This is a genomic window from Streptomyces sp. NPDC046727, from assembly GCF_040645635.1.
Taxonomy (GTDB): Bacteria; Actinomycetota; Actinomycetes; order Streptomycetales; family Streptomycetaceae; genus Streptomyces.
Window position 1 is genome coordinate 270,779 of record NZ_JBEYYR010000004.1, and the last position, 19,559, is coordinate 290,337.

Genomic DNA, 19,559 nt, shown 5'->3' on the forward strand with positions numbered 1-19,559 from the left:
TCAGCCGTTTGCCGCCGGTGAAGAGGTGAGGCGCATGAACAGGCTCCGCGCGGGTGAGGGGATTCTCCGCCGCAAACCCATCGAGCACATCGAGGAGACGGAGGTCACCGAGGGCACCCGGCTGGACAGATCGCTGGGGCTCTGGCAGCTGACCGCGATCGGCGTGGGCGGCATCATCGGCGCCGGCATCTTCACGCTGGCCGGCACGGTGGCGAACGGCACGGCCGGGCCCGCGGTGCTGGTGTCCTTCCTGATCGCCGGTGTCGCGAGCGCGTGCGCGGCGCTGTCGTACGCCGAGTTCGCGGGGATGATCCCGAAGGCGGGGTCGGCCTACACGTACGGGTACGCGGTGCTCGGGGAGTTCGCCGGCTGGTTCATCGGCTGGGACCTGCTGCTGGAGTACACCGCGATCGTGGCCGTGGTGGCCATCGGCATCTCGGGCTACTTCGGCTTCCTGGTCGAGGCGATGGGCGCCCGTCTGCCGCAGTGGATGCTGGGGGCGCCCGGCACCGGGAGCGGGCACCGGGTCGATCTGTTCGCGGCCGTGCTCTGCCTGCTGATCGCCTGGCTGCTGAACCTGGGCATGCGCAGCGCGGCCCGCTTCGAGACGTTCGTGGTCGCCCTGAAGGTGCTGGTGGTGCTGCTGGTGATCGGGGTGGGTGTGTTCCACATCAGCACCGCGAACTACCACCCGTTCTTCCCGTACGGGGTCAGCGGGGCGTTCACGGGTGCCGCGACGGTGTTCTTCGCGGTGTTCGGCTACGACGCGATGTCGACGGCGGCCGAGGAGTCGAAGGACGCCCAGCGGCACATGCCGAAGGCGATCATCTACTCGCTGGCGATCTCCATGGTGCTGTACGTGGCGGCCTGTCTGGTGCTGACGGGCATGCAGAACTACAAGGACATCGACAAGGAGAGCGGCTTCTCCACGGCGTTCAAGTCGGTGGGCCTCGACGCGCTGGCGGACGTGATCGCGGTCGGTGCGATCATCGGCATCCTCACGGTGATGTTCACGTTCATGCTGGGCGTGACCCGGGTGTGGTTCTCGATGTCCCGTGACGGGCTGTTGCCCAGGTGGTTCGCCAAGACGCACCCGACGCGGCACGTGCCGACCCGGGTGACCTGGATCGTCGGTGTGGCGTCCGCGGTGATCGCCGGGTTCATCCCGATCGCCGAGGCGGCCGAGCTGACCAACATCGGCATCCTGCTGGCGTTCGTGGTGGTGTGCGCGGCGGTGATCGTGCTGCGCTACCGGCAGCCCGAGCTGCCGCGCACCTTCCGGACGCCGGGGATGCCGGTCGTGCCCGCGCTGGGTGTCGTCTTCTCGGTCTGGCTGATCACGTTCCTGCAGTGGCAGACCTGGGTGCGGTTCGCGGTGTGGTTCGCGATCGGCTGTGCGATCTACTTCGGCTACTCCTACAAGCGGTCCGTCCTGGCCGAACGGCGGCCCGCCGAGTGATCACGCGCTGATCACTCCCCCATGACCAGGCCGTCCTGGGCGGCGCCGCGGCTGAGGACCACCTTCTGGATCCGGTCGCGCACCGCCTCCAGCGCGGCGCCCTCGGCGATGGCGTGGTTGAGGTTGAGCACCCGCCCGGCGTCGAGGTCGTACAGCTGCGGGATGAACTCGGCCTTGCTCACCCGCCAGGGATCGCCCGGACGGGCGGGCGGGTCGAAGGTGAAGCGGCCGAGGGTGGACTGGTTGCCGCGCGGGTCCTGGACGCCCTCGCCGTTGTACATCTGGCCGGCGATCTGGTCGCCCATCCCGTAGATCACCCAGGTGCCGTTGACCTTCTCGTACGCCTGCGGGATGTGGGCGTGGGTGCCGAGGATCAGGTCGATGTCCGGGTGGCCGTTCGTGGCCGAGGCGGTGAGCTGCTGGGCGAGGGTGAGCTGCATCCGGTCGGGTTCGTCCTGCCATTCGGTGCCCCAGTGCACGGAGACCACGACGACGTCGGCACCGCCCTGCCGGGCCGCGCGGGCGTCGGCGATCATCCGGTCGGCGTCGATGAGGTTGACCGCCCAGGGCTGTCCGGCGGGCAGCGGGATGTCGTTGGTGCCGTAGGTGTACGCCAGGTGGGCGATCTTGGCCTGGCCCGCCCGGAGGAGGGTGACCGAGCGGGCCTCGGCCTCGCTGCGGGCGGTTCCGGCGTGCCGCAGGCCGGCCTTGTCCATGGCGTCCAGGGTGCGCCGGATGCCGGCGGCGCCGTCGTCCAGGGCGTGGTTGGAGGCGGTGGAGCAGCCGTCGTAGCCGGTCGCGACGAGGGCGTCGGCGATCTGCGGCGGGGACTTGAAGACGGGGTAGCCGGAGTAGTCGCCGTCGGCGCCGTAGACGGTCTCCATGTGACACAGGGCCAGGTCGGCGCGGGAGACGACCGGTTGGACCCCGGCGAGCATGGGACGGAAGTCGTGGCCGACGCCGCCGGCGTCGTAGGAGGCCCGTTCGATGACGGAGGTGTGCGGCAGGACGTCTCCGGAGGCGATGAGGGTGAAGCCGCCGCCGGCGGACGGCGCCGGGTTGCCCTGTGCGCCGGACTCCTCTTTCCGGTTCTGGTTCTGGCAGGCGGCCCCGGCCGCGAGGACGGCGGTCAGGACGAGGGCCACCTGCTGTCTGCGTCCGATCATCAACTCACCCCAGGATTGTCGTATATACACACAAAGCCGTGACGGGCATATGGGTATGAATCTGATGAACCGAATAAACAACCCGGGTGGCGTCATTAGCCCGTCCGGTGCCCCGGCGTACCGCTCGTCCGACCGTTCGCCGACGCGATCGACCGTCCGTCGCACAGCCCGGTCCGCGCCCTGTCCCCCGGCCGCGCCCTGCGCTGCCATACGGCCATGACGGCCGGAACCTCACTCACCCCCGGGACGACGACCGCCGAGCACGAGCTGGCCACGCTCCAGCGCGAGCACGGCGGCCCCCTGTTCGCCCTGCTGCTCAGGCTCTGCGACGGCGACCGGCAGCGCGCCGAGGATCTCGTCCAGGAGACCCTGGTGCGCGCCTGGCAGCACCCCGAGGCACTGCACGCCGATGACTTCGACTCCGTACGGCCCTGGCTGCTCACCGTGGCCCGGCGGCTCGCGATCGACGCCCAGCGGGCCCGGCAGGCCCGGCCGCCCGAGGTCGGCGCCGAGGTCCCCGAGAACGCGCGGGTGACCGCCGATCACGCCGAGCGGGCCGCGGCGATGCTCGACGTCCGGGAGGCTGTGAAGACACTCACGCCCGAGCACCGTGACGTGCTGATACTCGTGTATTTCCTTGGGGCCAGTGTGGCGGAAGCGGCGCAGACCCTGGGGATTCCACCCGGTACCGTGAAATCCCGCGCGTACTACGCGCTGCGCGCCCTGCGCCGGGTCCTTCCGGGTTATACGGCCGACCTGCGGTGAAACCGGAAGCCGGGTCAAACCTCGGTAAAGCGCCTTGCTGTAGCCCCCGTTCGGGCAATGGGCTGTCCTCATCCGCGTTCCGGGCGAGGGCGGTGCCCGGGGGTACGGGCGACGCGCACGCACCGGAGGAAGGGCAGGGAAGGGATGCTGCACAGAGGGCACGAGAGCACGGACGGCACCGACGGCGGTGAATTGTCCGTCCCCATGGCCTGGTTGTACGCCGAGTACATCGCCGACGAGCTGCTGCGCACCGGCGATCTGATGCCGCCGACGTCCTTCGAGTTCCGGGCCGGCCGGGACGCGCTGGCGCTGACCGTCTTCCTGTCCGACACCGACGGGGAGCTGTCCGGCATCCGGGTGATCTCCCAGCTGGAGAACTGGCTGTCGCTGACCGCCTACGACCAGCCGTGGCAGGACTGGGTGCGGGCCCGGATGGCCGAGCTGACCGAGCGGGCGGCCTCCTCCGGCGCCCCCTCTCCCGACCTTTCGCTTGCGGCCGAGGCCTGGCGCTGGCTGGAGGAGACGGAGCTGCTCGCGCCGGACCTGGACGCGGTGCCGGGCGGCGGGGCGGTGCTCGGGGAGGACGACGGGCCGAAGGTGTGGACACCGGCCTGGCGGCTCGGGCTGCCGCTCGGGCACCTCGCGATCCACCTCTTCTGAATCTTCTGGAATTCACACCAATCCGCGAGCCGGGCCGCTCCGAATCTCTTGTCCGCGATTCTGCGCGCGGCTTGAGTGATTCGGCGGTCGGCTGCGTACGGGTGGGAGCAAGGAGTAACCCCACCCGCACCCATCGGCACGAGGATTCGGCATGAGGTCCCTGGAACGGCATCGCGACGTCGGCGCGTACGCGCTCGGCGTGCTGAACGAGGCGGAGGCATTCCGCTTCGAGGACCACCTCATGGAGTGCCCTCAGTGCGCGGCACACGTGACCGAATTCGGGCCCACGACCCGGCAGTTGATGCTGTACCGCCGGGCCACGCCGCGCTTTGTGCACCCCATGACACAGCCCGGTCCCCGGCTGCTGGACCGGCTGCTCGGCGAGCTGGCGCACCGGCACCGGGCACGGCGCCGCAGGCTGCTGTACGGCCTGGCCGCCTCCGTGGTGCTGGCCGTGGCCGGCCCCGGGATCGTGGCCTCCGCCGGCCATACGGACCCGGCCGCGCACGTCACCACGGCGACCGATCCGCACACCGGGGTGTGGGCTCGGGTCACCTCCGCGGACGCGGAGTGGGGCAGCGACCTGCGGCTGGAGGTCAAGGACGGCTCCGGGGCGCACACCTGCCGGCTGGTCGCGGTCGGCAGCGACGGCACGGAGCAGGTCGTCGCGGGCTGGACCAGCGCCGGCGACGGCACCCGGCCCACCACCGCGATGGGCGCCGCCGCGCTGCACCCGGACCAGATCGACCGGTACGAGGTGCGCACGGACGGCGGAAAGCGGCTGGTCACGGTAGAGGCACGGTAACGCCTCCAGGACTTGACCCAAGATTCACATTAGGTAAGCCTTGCCTGAGTTTTTCTGTGAATCCTCTAGGAGCAGTCCGTGTCCGTGCACCCCGAGCCCCCCGTGTCCCCGCAGGCCGCCTCCATGTCACGGCTCGGCCTGTACGACACCTGGTGGACGGTGACGGCCGCCGCGGTGGGCGTCTGTCTGAGCCTCTCGGCCTGTGCCTGGATCTCGCTGCACCTCCGGGTGGACGCCACCCTGCACACCGCGGCGCTCTTCGTGCACCTGGCCTCCCTGGTGCTCGGCTTCGGCGCCGTCCTGGCCGCCGACTACCACGCCCTGCTGTGGCTGACCGGCCGGGCCTCCCTGGCGGACGCGCTCAGCGGAGCCGGCCGGCTGCACGCGCCGATCTGGGCCGGGCTGGCCGGGCTGGTGGCCAGCGGCGTCCTGCTCCACCCCGACCTCGGCGCCCCCCTCACCCGGATCAAGCTCGGCCTGGTCCTCGCGCTCACCCTCAACGGACTGCAGGCCGGACTGCTCACCCGGCGGATACGGGCACAGCGCACCGGGTCCGTCCCGCCGCGCCTGCTCGCCTGGGGCGCCGGCACGGCACTGGTGTCCCAGGTGTGCTGGTGGGGAGCGGTGGTCATCGGGTTCCGCAACAGTCAGCGCTGAGTCCGGGGCTCACTTCAGCAGGCGGGACAGCCGACGGTCGGCCAGGGGTCTGCCGCCCGTCTGGCAGGTCGGGCAGTACTGGAGCGAGGAGTCGCTGAAGGAGACCTCGCGGATGGTGTCGCCGCACACCGGGCAGGGTTCGCCGGTGCGGCCGTGGACGCGCAGGCCGGTCTTCTTCTCCGCCTTCAGCCGGCCGGCCGCCACGCCCCGGGAGCGTTCCACCGCCTCGGTGAGCGTGCCGCGCAGCGCCTCGTACAGACGGTGGGTCTCCTCCGGGGTGAGCGTCGCGGCGAGCTTGAACGGGGACATCTTCGCGGCGTGCAGGATCTCGTCGCTGTAGGCGTTGCCGACGCCCGCGATCAGCGACTGGTCGCGCAGGGCGCCCTTCAGCTGCCGCCGCTCGTCCGCCAGCAGGGCGGTGAAGCGGTCCTCGTCGAAGTCGTCGGCGAGCGGATCCGGGCCGAGGCGGGCGATGCCCGGCACCTCCCGGGGGTCGCGGACGACGTACACGGCGAGGCGCTTCTGGGTGCCGGCCTCGGTCAGGTCGAAGCCCTCGCCGGTCTCCAGCGCCACGCGCAGCGCCAGCGGGCCCTTGCCGGGCTTCGGCGGGCCGTCCGGCAGCCGGTCCCTCCACTGGAGCCAGCCCGCGCGGGCCAGATGGGTCACCAGGTGCAGCCCGCCGTCGGTCTCGATGTCCAGGAACTTGCCGTACCGCCGCACGGCCGTCACCTCGGCGCCCTCCAGGGTGGTGACCGGCGGGTCGTACGTCTTCAGGACGCTGATCGCCACGGGCAGCACCCGCACCACCCGCAGTCCGACCAGGTGCTCGGCGAGGAAGTCCGTCAGCGCTTCTACCTCGGGCAGTTCCGGCATACGTCCAGAGTGCCATCCGGTACCGACGACGCCCCGCCGGTGCCGCCGCCTACGGCAGCCGGAACTCGCACCACACCGCCTTGCCGCTGCCCCGCGCCTCCACGCCCCAGGTGTCGGCGAGCCGGTCCACGAGGAGCAGACCGCGGCCGGACACTCCGCTCGTCCCCGCGTCACGGCGCCGGGGCAGGGCGCTGGAGGAGTCCTCGACCTCGATGCGCAGTCTGCGGTGGGTGCTCTCCAGGGCCCGCAGGGTGACGATCGCGGCGCCCTCGGTGTGGATGAGGGCGTTGGTGATCAGCTCGTCCGCGACCAGCTCGATCTCGTCGGCCTGGTCGCGGGCGCCCCAGCCGCGGACCGCGGCGCGGATCATGTGCCGGGCCTGGATGAGGGCCTCCGGGTCGCCGGGGGCCACATGCTGCTGGAGCCGGCCGCCGACCCGCGTGGCCTCCCGGGCACGGCGGCGCAGCAGGAGCAGGGCCACGTCGTCGTCGCCGCCCCGCTCCTCGGCCAGCTGGATCAGCCGGTCGGCGAGGTCGCGCACCTCGGCGGGGCCCTGGCGGACGACCGTCACGAGGCCGCGCATGCCGTCGTCCAGATCGATGCCGGGCTGCTCGACCAGCCCGTCGGTGCACAGCAGCAGGGTGGTGCCGGGGTCGAGTTCGAGGGTGGCGACGGGGTACTCCAGGCGGCCGAACTCGGCGGACAGGCCGAGCGGCAGCCCGCCCTCGACGGGGACCCGGGCGCACCTGCCGTCGCCGTACCGGATCAGGGGGTCGATGTGCCCGGCGCGCACCACCTGGACGACTCCGGTGGACAGGTCGGCCTCGGCGTACAGGCAGGTGGCGAACCGGTCGGTGTCGAGTTCGTGGAGGAAGACCGAGGCGCGGGCCATCACGGTGGCCGGGGTGTGACCTTCGGCGGCGTAGGCGCGCAGCACGATCCGCAGCTGGCCCATGACGGCCGCCGCGTGCGTGTCGTGGCCCTGGACGTCCCCGATGACCGCGCCGACCCGGCCGCCGGGCAGCGGGATCAGGTCGTACCAGTCGCCGCCGATGTCCCGGCCCAGGGCGGCCGAGCGGTAGCGGACCGCGATGTCGGCGCCGCGCACGCTGGGGATGGTCCGGGGCAGCATGGCCTGCTGGAGGCCCTGCGCCAGGTCCTTCTCCTGCTCGTAGAGCATGGCCCGCTGCAGGCTCTGGGCGATGCTGCTGCCGAGCGCGACCAGCACGGCGCGCTCCTCGGCGGAGAAGCCGCGCCGGTCGTCGTAGAGCAGGCCCATCGCGCCGATCGGGCGGGCCTGGGCGATCAGGGGGAGGTAGGCGGCCGAGGTGATGTGCAGGTCGGTGATGTACGGCCAGAGGATCGGGTAGCCGGCGGCGAACTCCTCCGCGGACTCGATGAACCGGGGGCTGAGCGTGCGCACGACCTCGCTCATCGGGTACGGCTCGTCGATCCGGGTGACGCGGGTCCCGGGCACGAAGCTGCCCGCGGGGCCCTCGGCCACCAGCCGGATCCGGCCCGCCTCCACCAGGCCCATCACCAGACTGGCCGCGCCCAGATGGCGGATGCCGTGGGTGTCCTTGAGGACGTCGATGACGTCCTGGACGCTGCGGGCGTGCGCGAGGGCGGCGGAGATGACCTGGACGACGCTGGTCTGCTGCCGGAAGGCCTCGTCCTGCGCGGCCCGGAGGCTGCGGGCCGTGCTGTCGGCGAGCTCCTCGGTGGCGTCGCGGACGATGCCGACGACCCGGCGCGGGCGGCCGGACTCGTCGCGCCGGATGTAGCCCTGGCTGTGCGTCCAGCGCAGGGTGCCGTCGCGGCGGCGGACGCGGAAGTAGGCGCCGTAGTTCTCGCTGCCGTCCTTGATGGCCCGGGCGACCACCGAGTCGAGCCGGGCGGCCTCCGGCGGCGGTACCCGCAGGGTCAGGGATTCCGGGCGCCCGTCGAACTCCTCGGGGAGCAGGTCGAACACCTCGAAGGCCTGGGCGTCCATGTCCATCAGTCCGGCGTCCAGGTCCCAGTCGAAGCTGCCCATGTGGTTGAGCGCGAGGATCGGGTCCGGGTGTGCGGGCCAGTCCTCCGGGAGTGACACGCTCGCTCCCCGATCGGCCATGGGGCCCACCTTGCCAGGATCCGGCGGATTCTTCGACTTGCTCGGCGGCCGCCCGGTCGCGGTGACCGGCCCCGGCTCAGCCGCTGGACTCACCGGCCGGGGTGCCGGGCCTGGAGGCGGCCCGGTCAGGGGGCGTGAGAGGGGCGGGGTCGTCCCGGACGACGGGCGAGTCGACCGGGACCGGGCCGACGCCGTCCGGAAGGCCCGGGGTCCCGGCCACGCCGGACGGGTCCCGGACGGGATCACGCGACGGCGACTCGGCCGCGGCGGTCACACCGCTCCCGTCCGGGAGGCCCGTGACGCCGCCCTCCCCGGGATCGCTCCGACGGTCCGGCACGGCGGGCGTACCGGCCCGGACGGCAGGCGAATCGGCCGGGACCGGGCCGGCGCCGTCCAGGAGGCCCGGAGGCTCGGACACCCCCGACGGGTCCCGGACAGGATCACGCGACGGCGACTCGGCCGCAGCGGTCACACCGGTCCCGTCCGTGAGGCCCGTGACGCCGCCCTCCCCGGGATCGATCCGACGGTCCGGCACGGCGGGCGTACCGGCCCGGACAGCAGGCGAATCGGCCGGGACCGGGCCGGCGCCGTCCAGGAGGCCCGGGGGCTCGGACACGCCCGACGGGTCCCGGACGGGATCACGCGACGGCGACTCGGCCGCAGCGGTCACACCGGTCCCGTCCCTGGGGCCCGTGACGCCGTCCAGAAGATCGCTGCGACGGTCCGGTACGGCGGGCGACGTGTCGGTCCGGCCCGGGGCGGCCGCCGACCGGCTCTCCTGCGGGCTCGGTAGCGAGCTGACCGGCGGCCCGGTGTCCGAGGGGGTCGGGTCGACGGCGGCCGATGCCGGCGGGGGCACCACATGGTCCCGGCGGACGTCGTGGCCGACCGGGCGCTCGATCCAGGTACGGGTCTCCGCGTCCACGATCGTGATGCTGGTGACGGCCCGGGGCGCCGGGGTCACCACGACCACCTGGTGCGGCTCGTAGCCGGACCAGGCGGCCCCGCGCGCACCGGCCCCGCCACGGGTCGGCGTGGGGGTGTCGAGCGGGTTGCCGCAGGCGCAGCGCATCCGGGGCATGCCCCGGTCGTCGACCAGGACGGCGGTGCCGGCCTGCAGGACGGCCTGGTACCGGGCCGCCCGCCGGTCCCGGTAGGCGTGGTTGGTGACGCGGGTGTCGGCGCCGAGCACGACCGGGGTCAGACCGCGCAGATAGCCGGGGAGCGCCGACCGGGTGACGCCGGCCGCCTCGGCGAAGGCATCGGCCTTGGCCTCGTCCGCCGCCAGATAGCCGATGTGCCGCTCGACGTCACAGCCGGCGACGTGCGGGGTGCCCCGGTACAGGCCGGGGGTCGCCCCGGACAGGGTGCGCGCCGCGCGCATGGGCGCCTCGGCGTCGCCGGACTGGACCCGGGCGGTGACCCGGGGGGACTCGGGCCTCGGGGTGTCCGTGACCGTGGAGTCGGTGAAGGGCTCGGGCCCCCGGTCGACGGCGGCCTGCAGGTAGACCGGCTCGCTCACCCGGGCCTGCTTGACGCCGGTGCCCGCGCAGCCGGCGGCGAGGAGCGCCGCCGAGAGCGCGCAGGCCGCGACCATGGTTCGGGTGGGTATCCGCACCGCACACTCCGCATCACTGTGGGTGATTACGCCCTATTGTTGGCATTGCCCAGGTTTGCCTGGCAACTCGGGAACTGTCGTGACGAGAGCGGCGCCGGTGCCGCCGCACGGGAAGGCGGGCACAGCCGTGGACTGGTTCACCTCACCCGCCGACTGGCTGAGCCGGCTGGTCCTCCAGCGGGCTCTGGCCGCCGTGTACCTGGTCGGGTTCCTGACGGCCGCCCTGCAGTTCCGGGCCCTGCTCGGCGAGCGCGGGATGCTGCCGATCCCCGAGTTCACGGCCCGGATACGGTTCCGGCGCGCCCCGAGCCTGTTCCAGCTGCACTACTCCGACCGCTTCTTCGCGGTCTGCGCCTGGGCCGGCTGCGCGGTCTCGGCGGCCCTGCTGGCCGGGGCAGACTCGGCGCTGCCGCTGTGGGCCGGGATCCTGCTGTGGCTGGTCCCGTGGGCGCTGTATCTGTCCATCGTCAACGTGGGCCAGACGTGGTACGCGTTCGGCTGGGAGTCGCTGCTCCTGGAGACGGGATTCCTCGCCGCGTTCCTCGGCAACGACGAGGTGGCGCCCCCGGTCGTCGTCCTGTTCCTGCTGCGCTGGATCCTGTTCCGGGTGGAGTTCGGTGCCGGGCTGATCAAGCTGCGCGGAGACGCCTGCTGGCGGAAGCTGACCTGCCTGGACTACCACCACGAGACCCAGCCGATGCCGGGCCCGCTGAGCTGGTTCTTCCACCATCTGCCGAGGCCGCTGCACCGGGTGGAGGTGGCCGCCAACCATGTCACCCAGCTGGTCGTACCGGTCCTGCTGTTCACCCCGCAGCCGATCGCCTCGGCCGCCGCCGCCCTGATGATCGTCACCCAGCTGTGGCTGGTGCTCTCCGGCAACTTCTCCTGGCTGAACTGGATCACCATCGTGCTGGCGCTGTCCGCGCTGCGGCTGCCGACGACGGCGCCCGCGGTGCCGCCCGCGCCGCTCTGGTACGAGGTGCTGGTGCTCGCGGTCGCCGCGCTGCTGGTCTGCCTGAGCTACCACCCGGTGCTGAACATGGTCTCCCGCCGCCAGGTGATGAACCGCTCCTTCGACCCGCTGCACCTGGTGAACACCTACGGCGCGTTCGGCAGCGTCAGCCGGGTCCGGTACGAGGTGGTGGTCGAGGGCACTCTGGACGACACCCCGCGCGCGGACTCGGACTGGCGGGAGTACGCGTTCAAGGGCAAGCCCGGCGATCCCCGGCACTGGCCGCGCCAGTTCGCCCCCTACCATCTGCGCCTGGACTGGCTGATGTGGTTCGCGGCGCTGTCGCCCGCCTACGCCGGGGAGTGGTTCGGCGGCCTGGTGGAACGCCTGCTGGAGAACGACCGGGACACGCTGAGACTGCTCCGCCGCTCCCCGTTCCCGCCGGAGACCCCGCCCCGCTATGTCCGGGCCCGGCTGTTCCGGTACCGGTACACGAGCTGGCGGGAGCTGCGGGAGACGGGGGCGTGCTGGGAGCGGACGTATGTGCGGGACTTTCTGCCGCCGACGCGGCTGGCGGGGGCGGTTCAGAGGTCGTAGACGCGTGTCGCCGTCCCCTCGAACAGCGCCGTGCGCTCGGCGGTGCTGAGCCCCTCGGCCAGCTCGACCGCGACTTCGTGCACCCGCGCATAGCTCGCGGCCGGTGTGCACACGGGCCAGTCGGAGCCGAACATCAGGCGGCCGGGGCCGAAGGTCTCCAGGGCGGTCTCCGCGTACGGGCGCAGGTCGTCGGTGGTCCAGGCGGCGCGGTCGGCCTCGGTGACCAGGCCGGAGAGCTTGGCGACGGTGTTGGGGAGGGCGGCCAGGGCACGCAGGTGCGTCGTCCAGGGTTCGCGTGCCCCCGAGGCGATCGGCGGCTTCCCCAGGTGGTCGAGCACGAAGGTGAGCCGGGGCAGCGACTCGGCCGCCTTCGCGCACGCCGGGAGCTGGTGCGGCAGGACCACCAGGTCGTAGACCAGTCCGGCGTCGGCCACGGCGGTCAGGCCGCGCCGGACGTCGGGCCGCAGCAGCCACTCGGGGTCGGGTTCGGCCTGGACCTGGTGCCGGATGCCCTTCAGACGGTCGCCGCCGGGGAGTTCCCGCAGCCGGCACAGCTCGTCGGCGATGTCGGGGCGGGTGAGGTCGGTCCAGCCGACGACACCGGCGATCAGGTCGTGCCCGGCGGCCAGGGCGAGGAACTCCGGGGTCTCCTCCACCACCGTGACCGTCTGGACCAGGACGGTACGGTCGACTCCGGCGGCCCGGGCCTCGGGTTCCAGGTCGGTGACGGTGAAGTTCCGTCGCAGCGGCTGGAGTCCGGGGCCCTGGATCCAGTCCTGGTCGCGGACGGTCAGGTCCCAGACGTGGTGGTGGGCGTCGACGGTCACGGCAGCTCCCAGACGACGGGCAGGGTCGCGCCCGCGCCCTCGGCGGAGTAGTCGTGCACCACGTCGAACAGCTCGGCCATCCGGGCCTGCCAGGCCACGTTGACCGGGAGCCGCTCCAGCTCGGCGAGCAGGCGGGCGTAGTCCGCGCACTCCACCACGTGGAAGAGGTCCGCACGGCTGCGCCAGATGGTCCAGGACGTGGCGCCGGCGGCGCGGATGGCGTCGGTGAGTTCCTTCGGGACCGCCCGGTGGGCCGCCTCGTACTCGGCGACGCGGTCGGCGCGGACCCTGGTGTGCAGGGCGACTCTCATGAGGGTTCCTCCGGGGGCAGCAGGCCGGTGTCGCGCAGCTCGCGCCAGAAGGCGTCCGGGACGGGCGCGGCGAACTGGTCGGCGCAGTCGTGGACTTCGGCGGCGGAGCGGGCGCCGACGAGGACGCTCGCGACGGCGGGGTGCGCGGCGCAGAAGGCCAGGGCGGCGGCGCGCAGGGTGGCGCCGTGCCGCTCGGCGATCGCCTTGAGGCGCAGGGCGCGGTCCAGCAACTCGCGCGTCGCACCGGTGTAGTCGTACGTCGACCCGGGCGCCGGATCCGCCAGCAGGCCGGAGTTGAAGGCGCCGCCGATGACGACGGACACACCGCGCCGGGCGGCCTCGGGCAGCAGCTCGGTCGCCGCGCTCTGGTCCAGCAGGGTGTAGCGGCCCGCGCAGAGCACCACGTCGACGTCCGTGTCGCGGACGAATCTGGTGAGCATCTCCGCCTGGGTCATTCCGGCCCCGATGGCACCCACCACGCCCTCCGCGCGCAGCTTCTCCAGGGCCGGGTAGCCCTCGCGGAAGGCCTGCTCGGCATGGTCGTCGGGGTCGTGGAGGTAGACGACGTCGACGCGGTCGAGGCCGAGGCGGGCCAGGCTCGCCTCCAGGGTGCGGCGGATGCCGTCGGCGGTGAAGTCCCACACGCGGCGGTGGGTGGCGGGTACGGCGAAGCCGTTCGCCAGGTCGTCGCCGGTGCCGTCGGCCGGGTCGAGGCGGCGGCCGACCTTGGTGGAGAGGGTGTAGTGGGCGCGGTCGTACTCCCGCAGGGCCGCGCCCAGGCGCCGTTCGGACCGGCCGAGGCCGTAGTGGGGGGCGGTGTCGAAGTAGCGGACGCCACGCTGCCAGGCCGCCCGGACCGCCGTGTGCGCCTGCTCGTCGCTCACCGGGGCGTAGAGGTTGCCGAGGGCAGCGGCGCCGAAGCCCAGGGAGGTGACCTCGACGCCGCTGCGGCCCAGGGTGTTCACCGGTCCGCCGCCGGCCGGAGCCTGAGGCCCTGCATGCCGCCGTCGACGGCGAGCGCGGTGCCGGTGGTGGCGCCGGAGAGGGGGCCGGCCAGGTAGGCGATGGCGCCCGCGACCTCGGCGGCGGAGACGAGCCGTCCGGTGGGCTGGCGGGCCTCCAGGGCGGCGCGTTCGGCGGCCGGGTCCGGGGCCGCGTCCAGCAGCCGCCCGATCCACGGGGTGTCCGCCGTACCGGGGTTGACGCAGTTCACGCGGATGCCCTCGCGGACGTGGTCGGCGGCCATGGCGAGGGTCAGGGAGTACACGGCGCCCTTGGTGGCGCTGTACAGGGCGCGCTGCGGCAGGCCCGCGGTGGCCGCGATGGAGCAGGTGTTGACGATGGCCGCGGTGCCCGGACGGGCCGTGGCGGCGCGGCGCAGATGGGGGAGGCAGGCGCGCGCGGTGCGGACCATGCCGAGGACGTTGACGTCGAAGACGCGCCGCCACTCGGTGTCGTCGTTGTCCTCGACGGTGCCCTGGGCGCCGATGCCCGCGTTGTTCACCAGGATGTCCAGTCCGCCCAGCGTCTCGGCGGCCTCCGCGACGGCCGTGCGCACCGAGGCGTCGTCGGTGACGTCGGCGCGCAGCCCGAGGAGCGGCTCCGCCACGGTGGACGGGTCCAGGTCGAGCACGGCGACCCGGGCGCCGCGGGCGGCGAGGAGGTCGGCGGTGGCCCGGCCGATGCCGGAGGCCCCGCCGGTGACCAGGGCCCTCAGGCCCGTGAAGTCGCCCATGCGGCCTGTCCCTTCTGCGTGTCGGGGTCGGCGGCCCAGTAGGTGCCGTCGGGGAAGGTGTAGCGCGCGAGGGCCTCCGGGCGCATGGCGGCGGAGAAGCCGGGCGCGGTGGGTGCCGTGTAGTGGCCGTCGCGGACGACGACCGGGGTGACGAAGTGTTCGTGCAGGTGGTCGACGTACTCGATGACCCGGTCCTCGGTGCTGCCGGAGACGGCCAGGTAGTCGAACATCGACAGGTGCTGCACGAGTTCGCACAGGCCGACCCCGCCCGCGTGCGGGCAGACGGGGACGCCGAACCTGGCGGCGAGCAGCAGGATGGCGAGGTTCTCGTTGACGCCGCCGACGCGGGCGGCGTCGATCTGCACGATGTCGAGGGCGCCGGCCTGGAGCATCTGCTTGAACATGATCCGGTTGTGCACGTGTTCGCCGGTGGCGACCTTCACGGGGCCGACCGCGCGGCGGATCGCGGCGTGGCCGAGGACGTCGTCGGGGCTGGTGGGTTCCTCGATCCAGTACGGGGCGAACTCGGCGAGGGCGCGGGTCCAGCGGATCGCCTCGTCCACGTTCCAGCGCTGGTTGGCGTCGATCGCCAGGCGTACGTCCGGTCCGACGACCGCGCGGGCCACCCGGCAGCGGCGGATGTCGTCCGCGAGGTCGGCGCCGACCTTCAGCTTGATCTGCCGGAAGCCGTCGGTGACGGCCTGCGCGGCGAGCCGGCCGAGCTTGTCGTCGTCGTAGCCGAGCCAGCCCGGGGAGGTGGTGTAGGCGGGGTAGCCGCGCTCCAGGAGCCGGGCGCGGCGCTCGTCGGCCCCCTCCCGTCCCCGTCTCAGCAGGCCGAGGGCCTCCTCGGGGGTGAGCGCGTCGGTGATGTACCGGAAGTCGATCTGGCGGACCAGCCATTCGGGTTCGGCGTCGGCGAGCAGCTGCCACAGCGGCTTGCCGGCGCGCCGGGCGGCGAGGTCCCAGACGGCGTTGACGACGGCCCCGATCGCCATGTGCATCACGCCCTTCTCGGGGCCGAGCCAGCGCAGCTGGCTGTCGGCGATCAGGTCCCGGAAGAGCGAGCCGGGGTCGGCGCAGAGTTCCTCGACCCCGCGGCCCAGCACATGGCCCCGCAGTGCGTCGATCGCGGCGACCTGGACGTCGTTGCCCCGCCCGATGGTGAAGGTGAATCCGTGCCCCTCCAGGCCGTCGGCGGCGTCGGTGCGCAGGACGACGTAGGCCGCCGAGTAGTCGGGGTCCGGGTTCATCGCGTCGGAGCCGTCCAGCTCGCGCGAGGTGGGGAAGCGGATGTCATGGGTGTCGACCGCGGTGATGCGGGCGGGGGCGTCGGACACGGATGCCCTTTCTCGTAAGGGTGAGGGAGGACGGTGCGTCAGTCCTGGGCGCGGCCCGTCGTCACACGGGCGATCATGAGGGCGACGAGGATGATGCCGCCGTAGATGGCCTGGATCCAGAACGACGGCACCTGGGCGAGGGTGAGCAGGTTCTGTACGACGCCCAGGAGGAGGACGCCGGTCAGGGCGCCGAACATGGTGCCCTTGCCGCCGTCCAGGCTGATGCCGCCGATCACCGCCGCCGCGAACACGGTGAAGATCATGTTCTGGCCCTGGTTGGCGCTGATCGCGCCGACGTAGCCGGTCTGCATGATGCCGCCGACGGAGGCGAGGACGCCCGCGACGACGAACACGCCGAGCATGACGCGCTCCACGCGGATGCCGGCGGCGCGGGCGGCGTCCGCGTTGCCGCCGATGGCGTACAGGGCGCGGCCGACGCGGTGGTACTTGAGCATGCCTCCGGTGACGGCGAAGGCGAAGGCGGCGAGCCACACCGACATCGGAACGGTCAGGAAGGTGGTGGTGGCCAGGGAGGAGAAGCTGTCGGGCATGCCGAACAGGGTCTTGCCCTTGGTCGCGCCGACCAGCAGCCCGCGCAGCACGATGAGCATGGCCAGCGTCACGATGAACGCGTTGAGCTTGAACTTCACGACGAGGATGCCGTTGAAGGCGCCGACGGCCGCGCCGACGACGAGGATCGCGAGCAGGGCGAGCGGCGCCGGGAACCCGGTGCCCCAGCCGGACTGCGCCGCGGGCAGCACGAGGAGCGCTCCCACGGCGGGCGCGATGCCGACGACCGACTCGAGGGACAGGTCGAACCTGCCCGTGATCAGCACCAGCGACTCGGCGAGCACGACCATGGCGAGGGCGGCGGAGGCACCCAGGATCGAGATGAGGTTCCGCTCGGTCAGGAACGAGTCGTTGACCAGCGCGCCCAGCACCATGAGCAGCAACAGGGCGGGGACGAGGGCGAGTTCGCGGGCCCGGCGGAGCAGCACCGCCCGTGCCGCCCGCTGGTCGGGCACGCGGGTCCGGGTGAGCGGCGGGGCCTTGGTGTCAGCCATGGTCCACTCCTTCGATGGAGGCGATCAGCTCGTGGTCGCGCCAGCCCGCCGGGTGCTCGGCGACGATCCGGCCGTGGAAGAGGACGAGGACGCGGTCGCAGCGGCGCAGATCGTCGAGTTCGTCGGAGACGACGAGCACGGCCGTGCCGTCCTCGCGGGCGCTGTCCACGCGGGCCAGCAGGGACTCCTTGGACTTCACGTCGACGCCCGCGGTGGGGTTGATCAGCACGAGCAGGCGGGGATCGGAGGCGAGGGCGCGGGCCATGACGGCCTTCTGCGCATTGCCGCCGGACAGGTCGGAGATGGGCTGGCCGGGGCCCTCGGTCTGGATGTCGAGGCGGTCGATCAGCTCGGTGGCCAGGCCGTTCCTGCGTTCGGTGCCGACGAAGCCGAAGCGGCCGAGCCGGTCCAGGACGCTCAGGGTGGCGTTGTCGCCCACGGTCATGCCGGGGACCAGTCCCTGCTCGTGCCGGTCGCGGGGCACGCAGCCGACGCCGGCGTCCAGCGCCGCCCGCACGTCCCCGAACGGCAGCCGTCCGCCGTCCAGCCGGGCCGATCCGCCGGTCGGGGTGTGCAGTCCGGCGAGGGTCTCGGCCAGCTCGACCTTGCCGCTGCCGCTGATCCCGGCGAGCCCGACGACCTCGCCGCGGCGGACGGTGAGGTCGATGTCCCGGTACGCGGCGGAGGTGAGGCCGCGGACGTCGAGCACGACCGGGGACGCGGCGGGCACCGTGTCCCTCGGGTCCGTGTGCTCGGCGACCGACTCACCCGCCATGGCCTCCACCAGGGCCGCCCTGGGCAGCTCGGCGACGGGGGCCGTGGTGATCCAGCGGGCGTCGCGCAGCACGGTGACGGTCTGGCAGACCTCGTAGACCTCCTGAAGGTGGTGCGAGATGAACAGGAAGGTCACCCCGGAGTCCTGCAGCGCGCGCATACGGCTGAACAGCCGCTCGATCTCCCGGTTGTCGAGCTGGGCGGTCGGCTCGTCCAGGACGATGAACCGGGCGCCGAAGCTGAGCGACCGGGCGATCTCCACCATCTGCCGGTCCTCGACGGTGAGGTCGGCGGTGCGGGCCTCGGGGTCGACGCGCACGTCCCAGGTGTCGAGGAGTTCGGCGGCCTGGCCGCGCAGCCTGCGCCAGGAGATGAACCCTCGGTGCACCGGCTGCCGGTTGATGAAGAGGTTCTCGGCGACGGTCAGCTCCGGTACGACCGTGGGCTTCTGGTACACGCAGGCGACCCTGCGGCGCCAGGCGTCCCGGTCGGCGAGCGGGGGCGCCAGCTCGCCGTCGAAGCGGACGGTGCCCGCGTCCGGGGCCTGGAGGCCGGTGAGGATGCCGACCAGGGTGGACTTCCCCGCGCCGTTCCGGCCGACGAGGGCGTGGGACTCGCCGGGCAGCACGGTGAGCCGGCCGTCGGCGAGGGCGACGGTGGGGCCGTAGCGCTTGACGATCCCCTCTGCTTCCACGAGTGGCGTGCTCATTTGACCGTGTTGCCCCACAGCTTCGGGTCGTCGACGTTGTCCTGGGTGACGAGTGGCGCGGGGAGCTGGTCCTCCAGGATGCCGCTGGGCAGCTTGACGATCGTGGAGTCGTGGTCGGTGGGGCCGGGCTTGAACGTCTTCCCCTCCATCGCGGCCTTGATGTAGTACATGCCGTACTTGGCGTAGGCGTCGGCGGGCTGGGAGACGGTGGCGTCGATCTGGCCCTTGCGGATGGCGTCGAACTCCTGCGGGATGCCGTCGTTGGAGACGATGGCGATGTGGCCGTTCCGGCCCGCCGCCTTCAGCATGTTCTTGGATTTCAGGGTCTGCAGGGTGGGCGCGAGGTAGACGCCGCCGGCCTGGAGGTAGATGCCCTTGATGTCGGGGTTGGCGTTCAGCAGCGTGTCGAGCTTGGAGGCCGCGGTGTCCGACTCCCACTTGGCGGGGATCTCCAGGACCTTGAGTCTGGGGTACTTCTCCCGCACACAGGACCGGAAGGCCTCGGACCGGTCGCGGCCGTTGACCGAGGCGAGGTCGCCCATGATCTGCACGACCTTGCCGCCGCCGACGTGCTGCCCCAGGTAGTCGCAGGCCTTCTGGCCGTACGCGACGTTGTCCGCGCGTACGACCATCGCGACCTTGCCCTTGTCGGGGGCCACGTCGACGGCGACGACCGGGACGCCCTTGCGTTCGGCCTGGTCCAGGCCCGCCTCGATGGCGGCGCTGTCGAGCGGGGCGACGACCAGGCCCTTCACGCCCTGGTTCAGCTCGTTGTTGATGTCGGTGATCTGCTGCGAGGGGTCGCTGTTGGAGTTGACCGTCTTCAGCGCCTCGACGCCCTCGGACGTGGCCATCCGGGGCACGTAGTCGTTGTACGACTGCCAGAACGGCGAGGTCAGCAGCGGCAGGATCACGCCGACCTTGCCGGTGCCGCCGCCCGCGCTCGCGGTGTCCTTGGTGCTGCCGCAGGCGGCGAGCAGGAGCGAGGCGCACACGGCCAGGGCCGCCGCGCCGGTGATCGTGGACCTGCTGCGTTTCCTCACTGCGCTGGCGGGCATCTCGCGGCTCCTCGTCGAGGGGGTTCGAGCAGACGACCGCATACTTATCAGACCACTCCAGCGCCGGAACAGCCTTGTG

General features: G+C 72.5%; 18 protein-coding genes. 6 read left to right on the forward strand and 12 right to left on the reverse strand.

Going from position 1 to position 19,559, the window contains the following annotated elements:
* Positions 1–34: 34 nt before the first annotated feature.
* Complete coding sequence (locus ABZ937_RS07185) at positions 35–1,459, forward strand: amino acid permease (RefSeq protein WP_361686762.1); 1,425 nt, start codon at positions 35–37, stop codon at positions 1,457–1,459.
* A gap of 11 nt (positions 1,460–1,470) precedes the next feature.
* Here the strand turns inward: ABZ937_RS07185 and ABZ937_RS07190 are convergent, their stop codons facing one another.
* Entirely contained in the window at positions 1,471–2,625 is a 1,155-nt protein-coding gene (locus tag ABZ937_RS07190) for a CapA family protein (RefSeq protein ID WP_361686765.1), read from the reverse strand.
* 216 nt (positions 2,626–2,841) lie between these two features.
* Here ABZ937_RS07190 and ABZ937_RS07195 point away from each other — a divergent pair, with 216 nt between their 5' ends.
* From ABZ937_RS07195 to ABZ937_RS07210, 4 genes are all read left to right on the forward strand, one after another.
* Positions 2,842–3,390, forward strand: a complete 549-nt coding sequence (locus ABZ937_RS07195; RefSeq protein ID WP_361686768.1) for a sigma-70 family RNA polymerase sigma factor — start codon at positions 2,842–2,844, stop codon at positions 3,388–3,390.
* A gap of 144 nt (positions 3,391–3,534) precedes the next feature.
* On the forward strand, positions 3,535–4,050 hold the full coding sequence (locus tag ABZ937_RS07200) for a hypothetical protein (RefSeq protein ID WP_361686771.1): 516 nt from the start codon (positions 3,535–3,537) through the stop codon (positions 4,048–4,050).
* Positions 4,051–4,201: 151 nt separating this feature from the next.
* A complete protein-coding gene (locus ABZ937_RS07205; RefSeq protein WP_361686774.1) occupies positions 4,202–4,855 on the forward strand; it encodes a zf-HC2 domain-containing protein in 654 nt (217 codons plus the stop codon).
* 78 nt (positions 4,856–4,933) lie between these two features.
* A complete protein-coding gene (locus tag ABZ937_RS07210; protein ID WP_361686777.1) occupies positions 4,934–5,512 on the forward strand; it encodes a hypothetical protein in 579 nt (192 codons plus the stop codon).
* A 9-nt stretch (positions 5,513–5,521) separates the two neighbouring features.
* On the opposite strand, the gene ABZ937_RS07215 is transcribed toward ABZ937_RS07210, so the two are convergent.
* The 3 genes from ABZ937_RS07215 to ABZ937_RS07225 all read right to left on the reverse strand — a co-directional run bounded on the left by ABZ937_RS07215 (position 5,522) and on the right by ABZ937_RS07225 (position 10,116).
* The gene (locus ABZ937_RS07215) at positions 5,522–6,385 is read right to left on the reverse strand and encodes a DNA-formamidopyrimidine glycosylase family protein (RefSeq protein ID WP_361686780.1); all 864 of its coding nucleotides are present in this window, start codon (positions 6,383–6,385) and stop codon (positions 5,522–5,524) included.
* A 49-nt stretch (positions 6,386–6,434) separates the two neighbouring features.
* Entirely contained in the window at positions 6,435–8,498 is a 2,064-nt protein-coding gene (locus ABZ937_RS07220) for a SpoIIE family protein phosphatase (RefSeq protein ID WP_361686783.1), read from the reverse strand.
* A 76-nt stretch (positions 8,499–8,574) separates the two neighbouring features.
* Entirely contained in the window at positions 8,575–10,116 is a 1,542-nt protein-coding gene (locus ABZ937_RS07225; protein WP_361686786.1) for a DUF6777 domain-containing protein, read from the reverse strand.
* Between the two features lie 127 nt (positions 10,117–10,243).
* Between ABZ937_RS07225 and ABZ937_RS07230 the strand changes: the two genes are divergently transcribed.
* Complete coding sequence (locus tag ABZ937_RS07230; RefSeq protein ID WP_361687051.1) at positions 10,244–11,665, forward strand: lipase maturation factor family protein; 1,422 nt, start codon at positions 10,244–10,246, stop codon at positions 11,663–11,665.
* Here ABZ937_RS07230 and ABZ937_RS07235 read toward each other — a convergent pair.
* Genes ABZ937_RS07235 through ABZ937_RS07270 form a run of 8 tightly spaced genes read right to left on the reverse strand, consistent with a single transcriptional unit; the run spans position 11,653 to position 19,480 of the window.
* Positions 11,653–12,492, reverse strand: a complete 840-nt coding sequence (locus ABZ937_RS07235; RefSeq protein ID WP_361686789.1) for an amidohydrolase family protein — start codon at positions 12,490–12,492, stop codon at positions 11,653–11,655. The two genes, ABZ937_RS07230 and ABZ937_RS07235, sit on opposite strands and share 13 nt — an antisense overlap.
* Positions 12,489–12,803, reverse strand: a complete 315-nt coding sequence (locus tag ABZ937_RS07240) for an L-rhamnose mutarotase (RefSeq protein WP_361686792.1) — start codon at positions 12,801–12,803, stop codon at positions 12,489–12,491. The genes ABZ937_RS07235 and ABZ937_RS07240 overlap by 4 nt, the downstream gene beginning before the upstream one ends.
* On the reverse strand, positions 12,800–13,768 hold the full coding sequence (locus ABZ937_RS07245; RefSeq protein WP_361686795.1) for an aldo/keto reductase: 969 nt from the start codon (positions 13,766–13,768) through the stop codon (positions 12,800–12,802). Before ABZ937_RS07245 ends, ABZ937_RS07240 begins: the two co-directional genes overlap by 4 nt.
* Complete coding sequence (locus ABZ937_RS07250; protein WP_361686798.1) at positions 13,765–14,538, reverse strand: SDR family oxidoreductase; 774 nt, start codon at positions 14,536–14,538, stop codon at positions 13,765–13,767. Before ABZ937_RS07250 ends, ABZ937_RS07245 begins: the two co-directional genes overlap by 4 nt.
* Positions 14,517–15,875 carry an L-fuconate dehydratase gene (locus ABZ937_RS07255; protein WP_361686801.1) on the reverse strand — a complete coding sequence of 453 codons (1,359 nt, stop codon included), beginning with the start codon at positions 15,873–15,875 and terminating at the stop codon, positions 14,517–14,519. The genes ABZ937_RS07250 and ABZ937_RS07255 overlap by 22 nt, the downstream gene beginning before the upstream one ends.
* Positions 15,876–15,913: 38 nt before the next feature.
* Complete coding sequence (locus tag ABZ937_RS07260; protein WP_361686804.1) at positions 15,914–16,939, reverse strand: ABC transporter permease; 1,026 nt, start codon at positions 16,937–16,939, stop codon at positions 15,914–15,916.
* Positions 16,932–18,422, reverse strand: coding sequence for a sugar ABC transporter ATP-binding protein (locus tag ABZ937_RS07265; RefSeq protein WP_361686807.1), 1,491 nt, complete (start codon positions 18,420–18,422; stop codon positions 16,932–16,934). Before ABZ937_RS07265 ends, ABZ937_RS07260 begins: the two co-directional genes overlap by 8 nt.
* Entirely contained in the window at positions 18,419–19,480 is a 1,062-nt protein-coding gene (locus ABZ937_RS07270) for a sugar ABC transporter substrate-binding protein (RefSeq protein ID WP_361686810.1), read from the reverse strand. Before ABZ937_RS07270 ends, ABZ937_RS07265 begins: the two co-directional genes overlap by 4 nt.
* Positions 19,481–19,559 lie beyond the last annotated feature (79 nt).

Excerpts from the sequence above, each read along its gene's own strand:
- ABZ937_RS07185 (WP_361686762.1), top strand. The coding sequence starts at position 35 with ATGAACAGGCTCCGCGCGGGTGAGGGGATTCTCCGCCGCAAACCCATC.
- ABZ937_RS07190 (WP_361686765.1), bottom strand. The coding sequence starts at position 2,625 with ATGATCGGACGCAGACAGCAGGTGGCCCTCGTCCTGACCGCCGTCCTC.
- ABZ937_RS07195 (WP_361686768.1), top strand. The coding sequence starts at position 2,842 with ATGACGGCCGGAACCTCACTCACCCCCGGGACGACGACCGCCGAGCAC.
- ABZ937_RS07200 (WP_361686771.1), top strand. The coding sequence starts at position 3,535 with ATGCTGCACAGAGGGCACGAGAGCACGGACGGCACCGACGGCGGTGAA.
- ABZ937_RS07205 (WP_361686774.1), top strand. The coding sequence starts at position 4,202 with ATGAGGTCCCTGGAACGGCATCGCGACGTCGGCGCGTACGCGCTCGGC.
- ABZ937_RS07215 (WP_361686780.1), bottom strand. The coding sequence starts at position 6,385 with ATGCCGGAACTGCCCGAGGTAGAAGCGCTGACGGACTTCCTCGCCGAG.
- ABZ937_RS07220 (WP_361686783.1), bottom strand. The coding sequence starts at position 8,498 with ATGGCCGATCGGGGAGCGAGCGTGTCACTCCCGGAGGACTGGCCCGCA.
- ABZ937_RS07240 (WP_361686792.1), bottom strand. The coding sequence starts at position 12,803 with ATGAGAGTCGCCCTGCACACCAGGGTCCGCGCCGACCGCGTCGCCGAG.
- ABZ937_RS07250 (WP_361686798.1), bottom strand. The coding sequence starts at position 14,538 with ATGGGCGACTTCACGGGCCTGAGGGCCCTGGTCACCGGCGGGGCCTCC.
- ABZ937_RS07260 (WP_361686804.1), bottom strand. The coding sequence starts at position 16,939 with ATGGCTGACACCAAGGCCCCGCCGCTCACCCGGACCCGCGTGCCCGAC.
- ABZ937_RS07265 (WP_361686807.1), bottom strand. The coding sequence starts at position 18,422 with ATGAGCACGCCACTCGTGGAAGCAGAGGGGATCGTCAAGCGCTACGGC.
- ABZ937_RS07270 (WP_361686810.1), bottom strand. The coding sequence starts at position 19,480 with ATGCCCGCCAGCGCAGTGAGGAAACGCAGCAGGTCCACGATCACCGGC.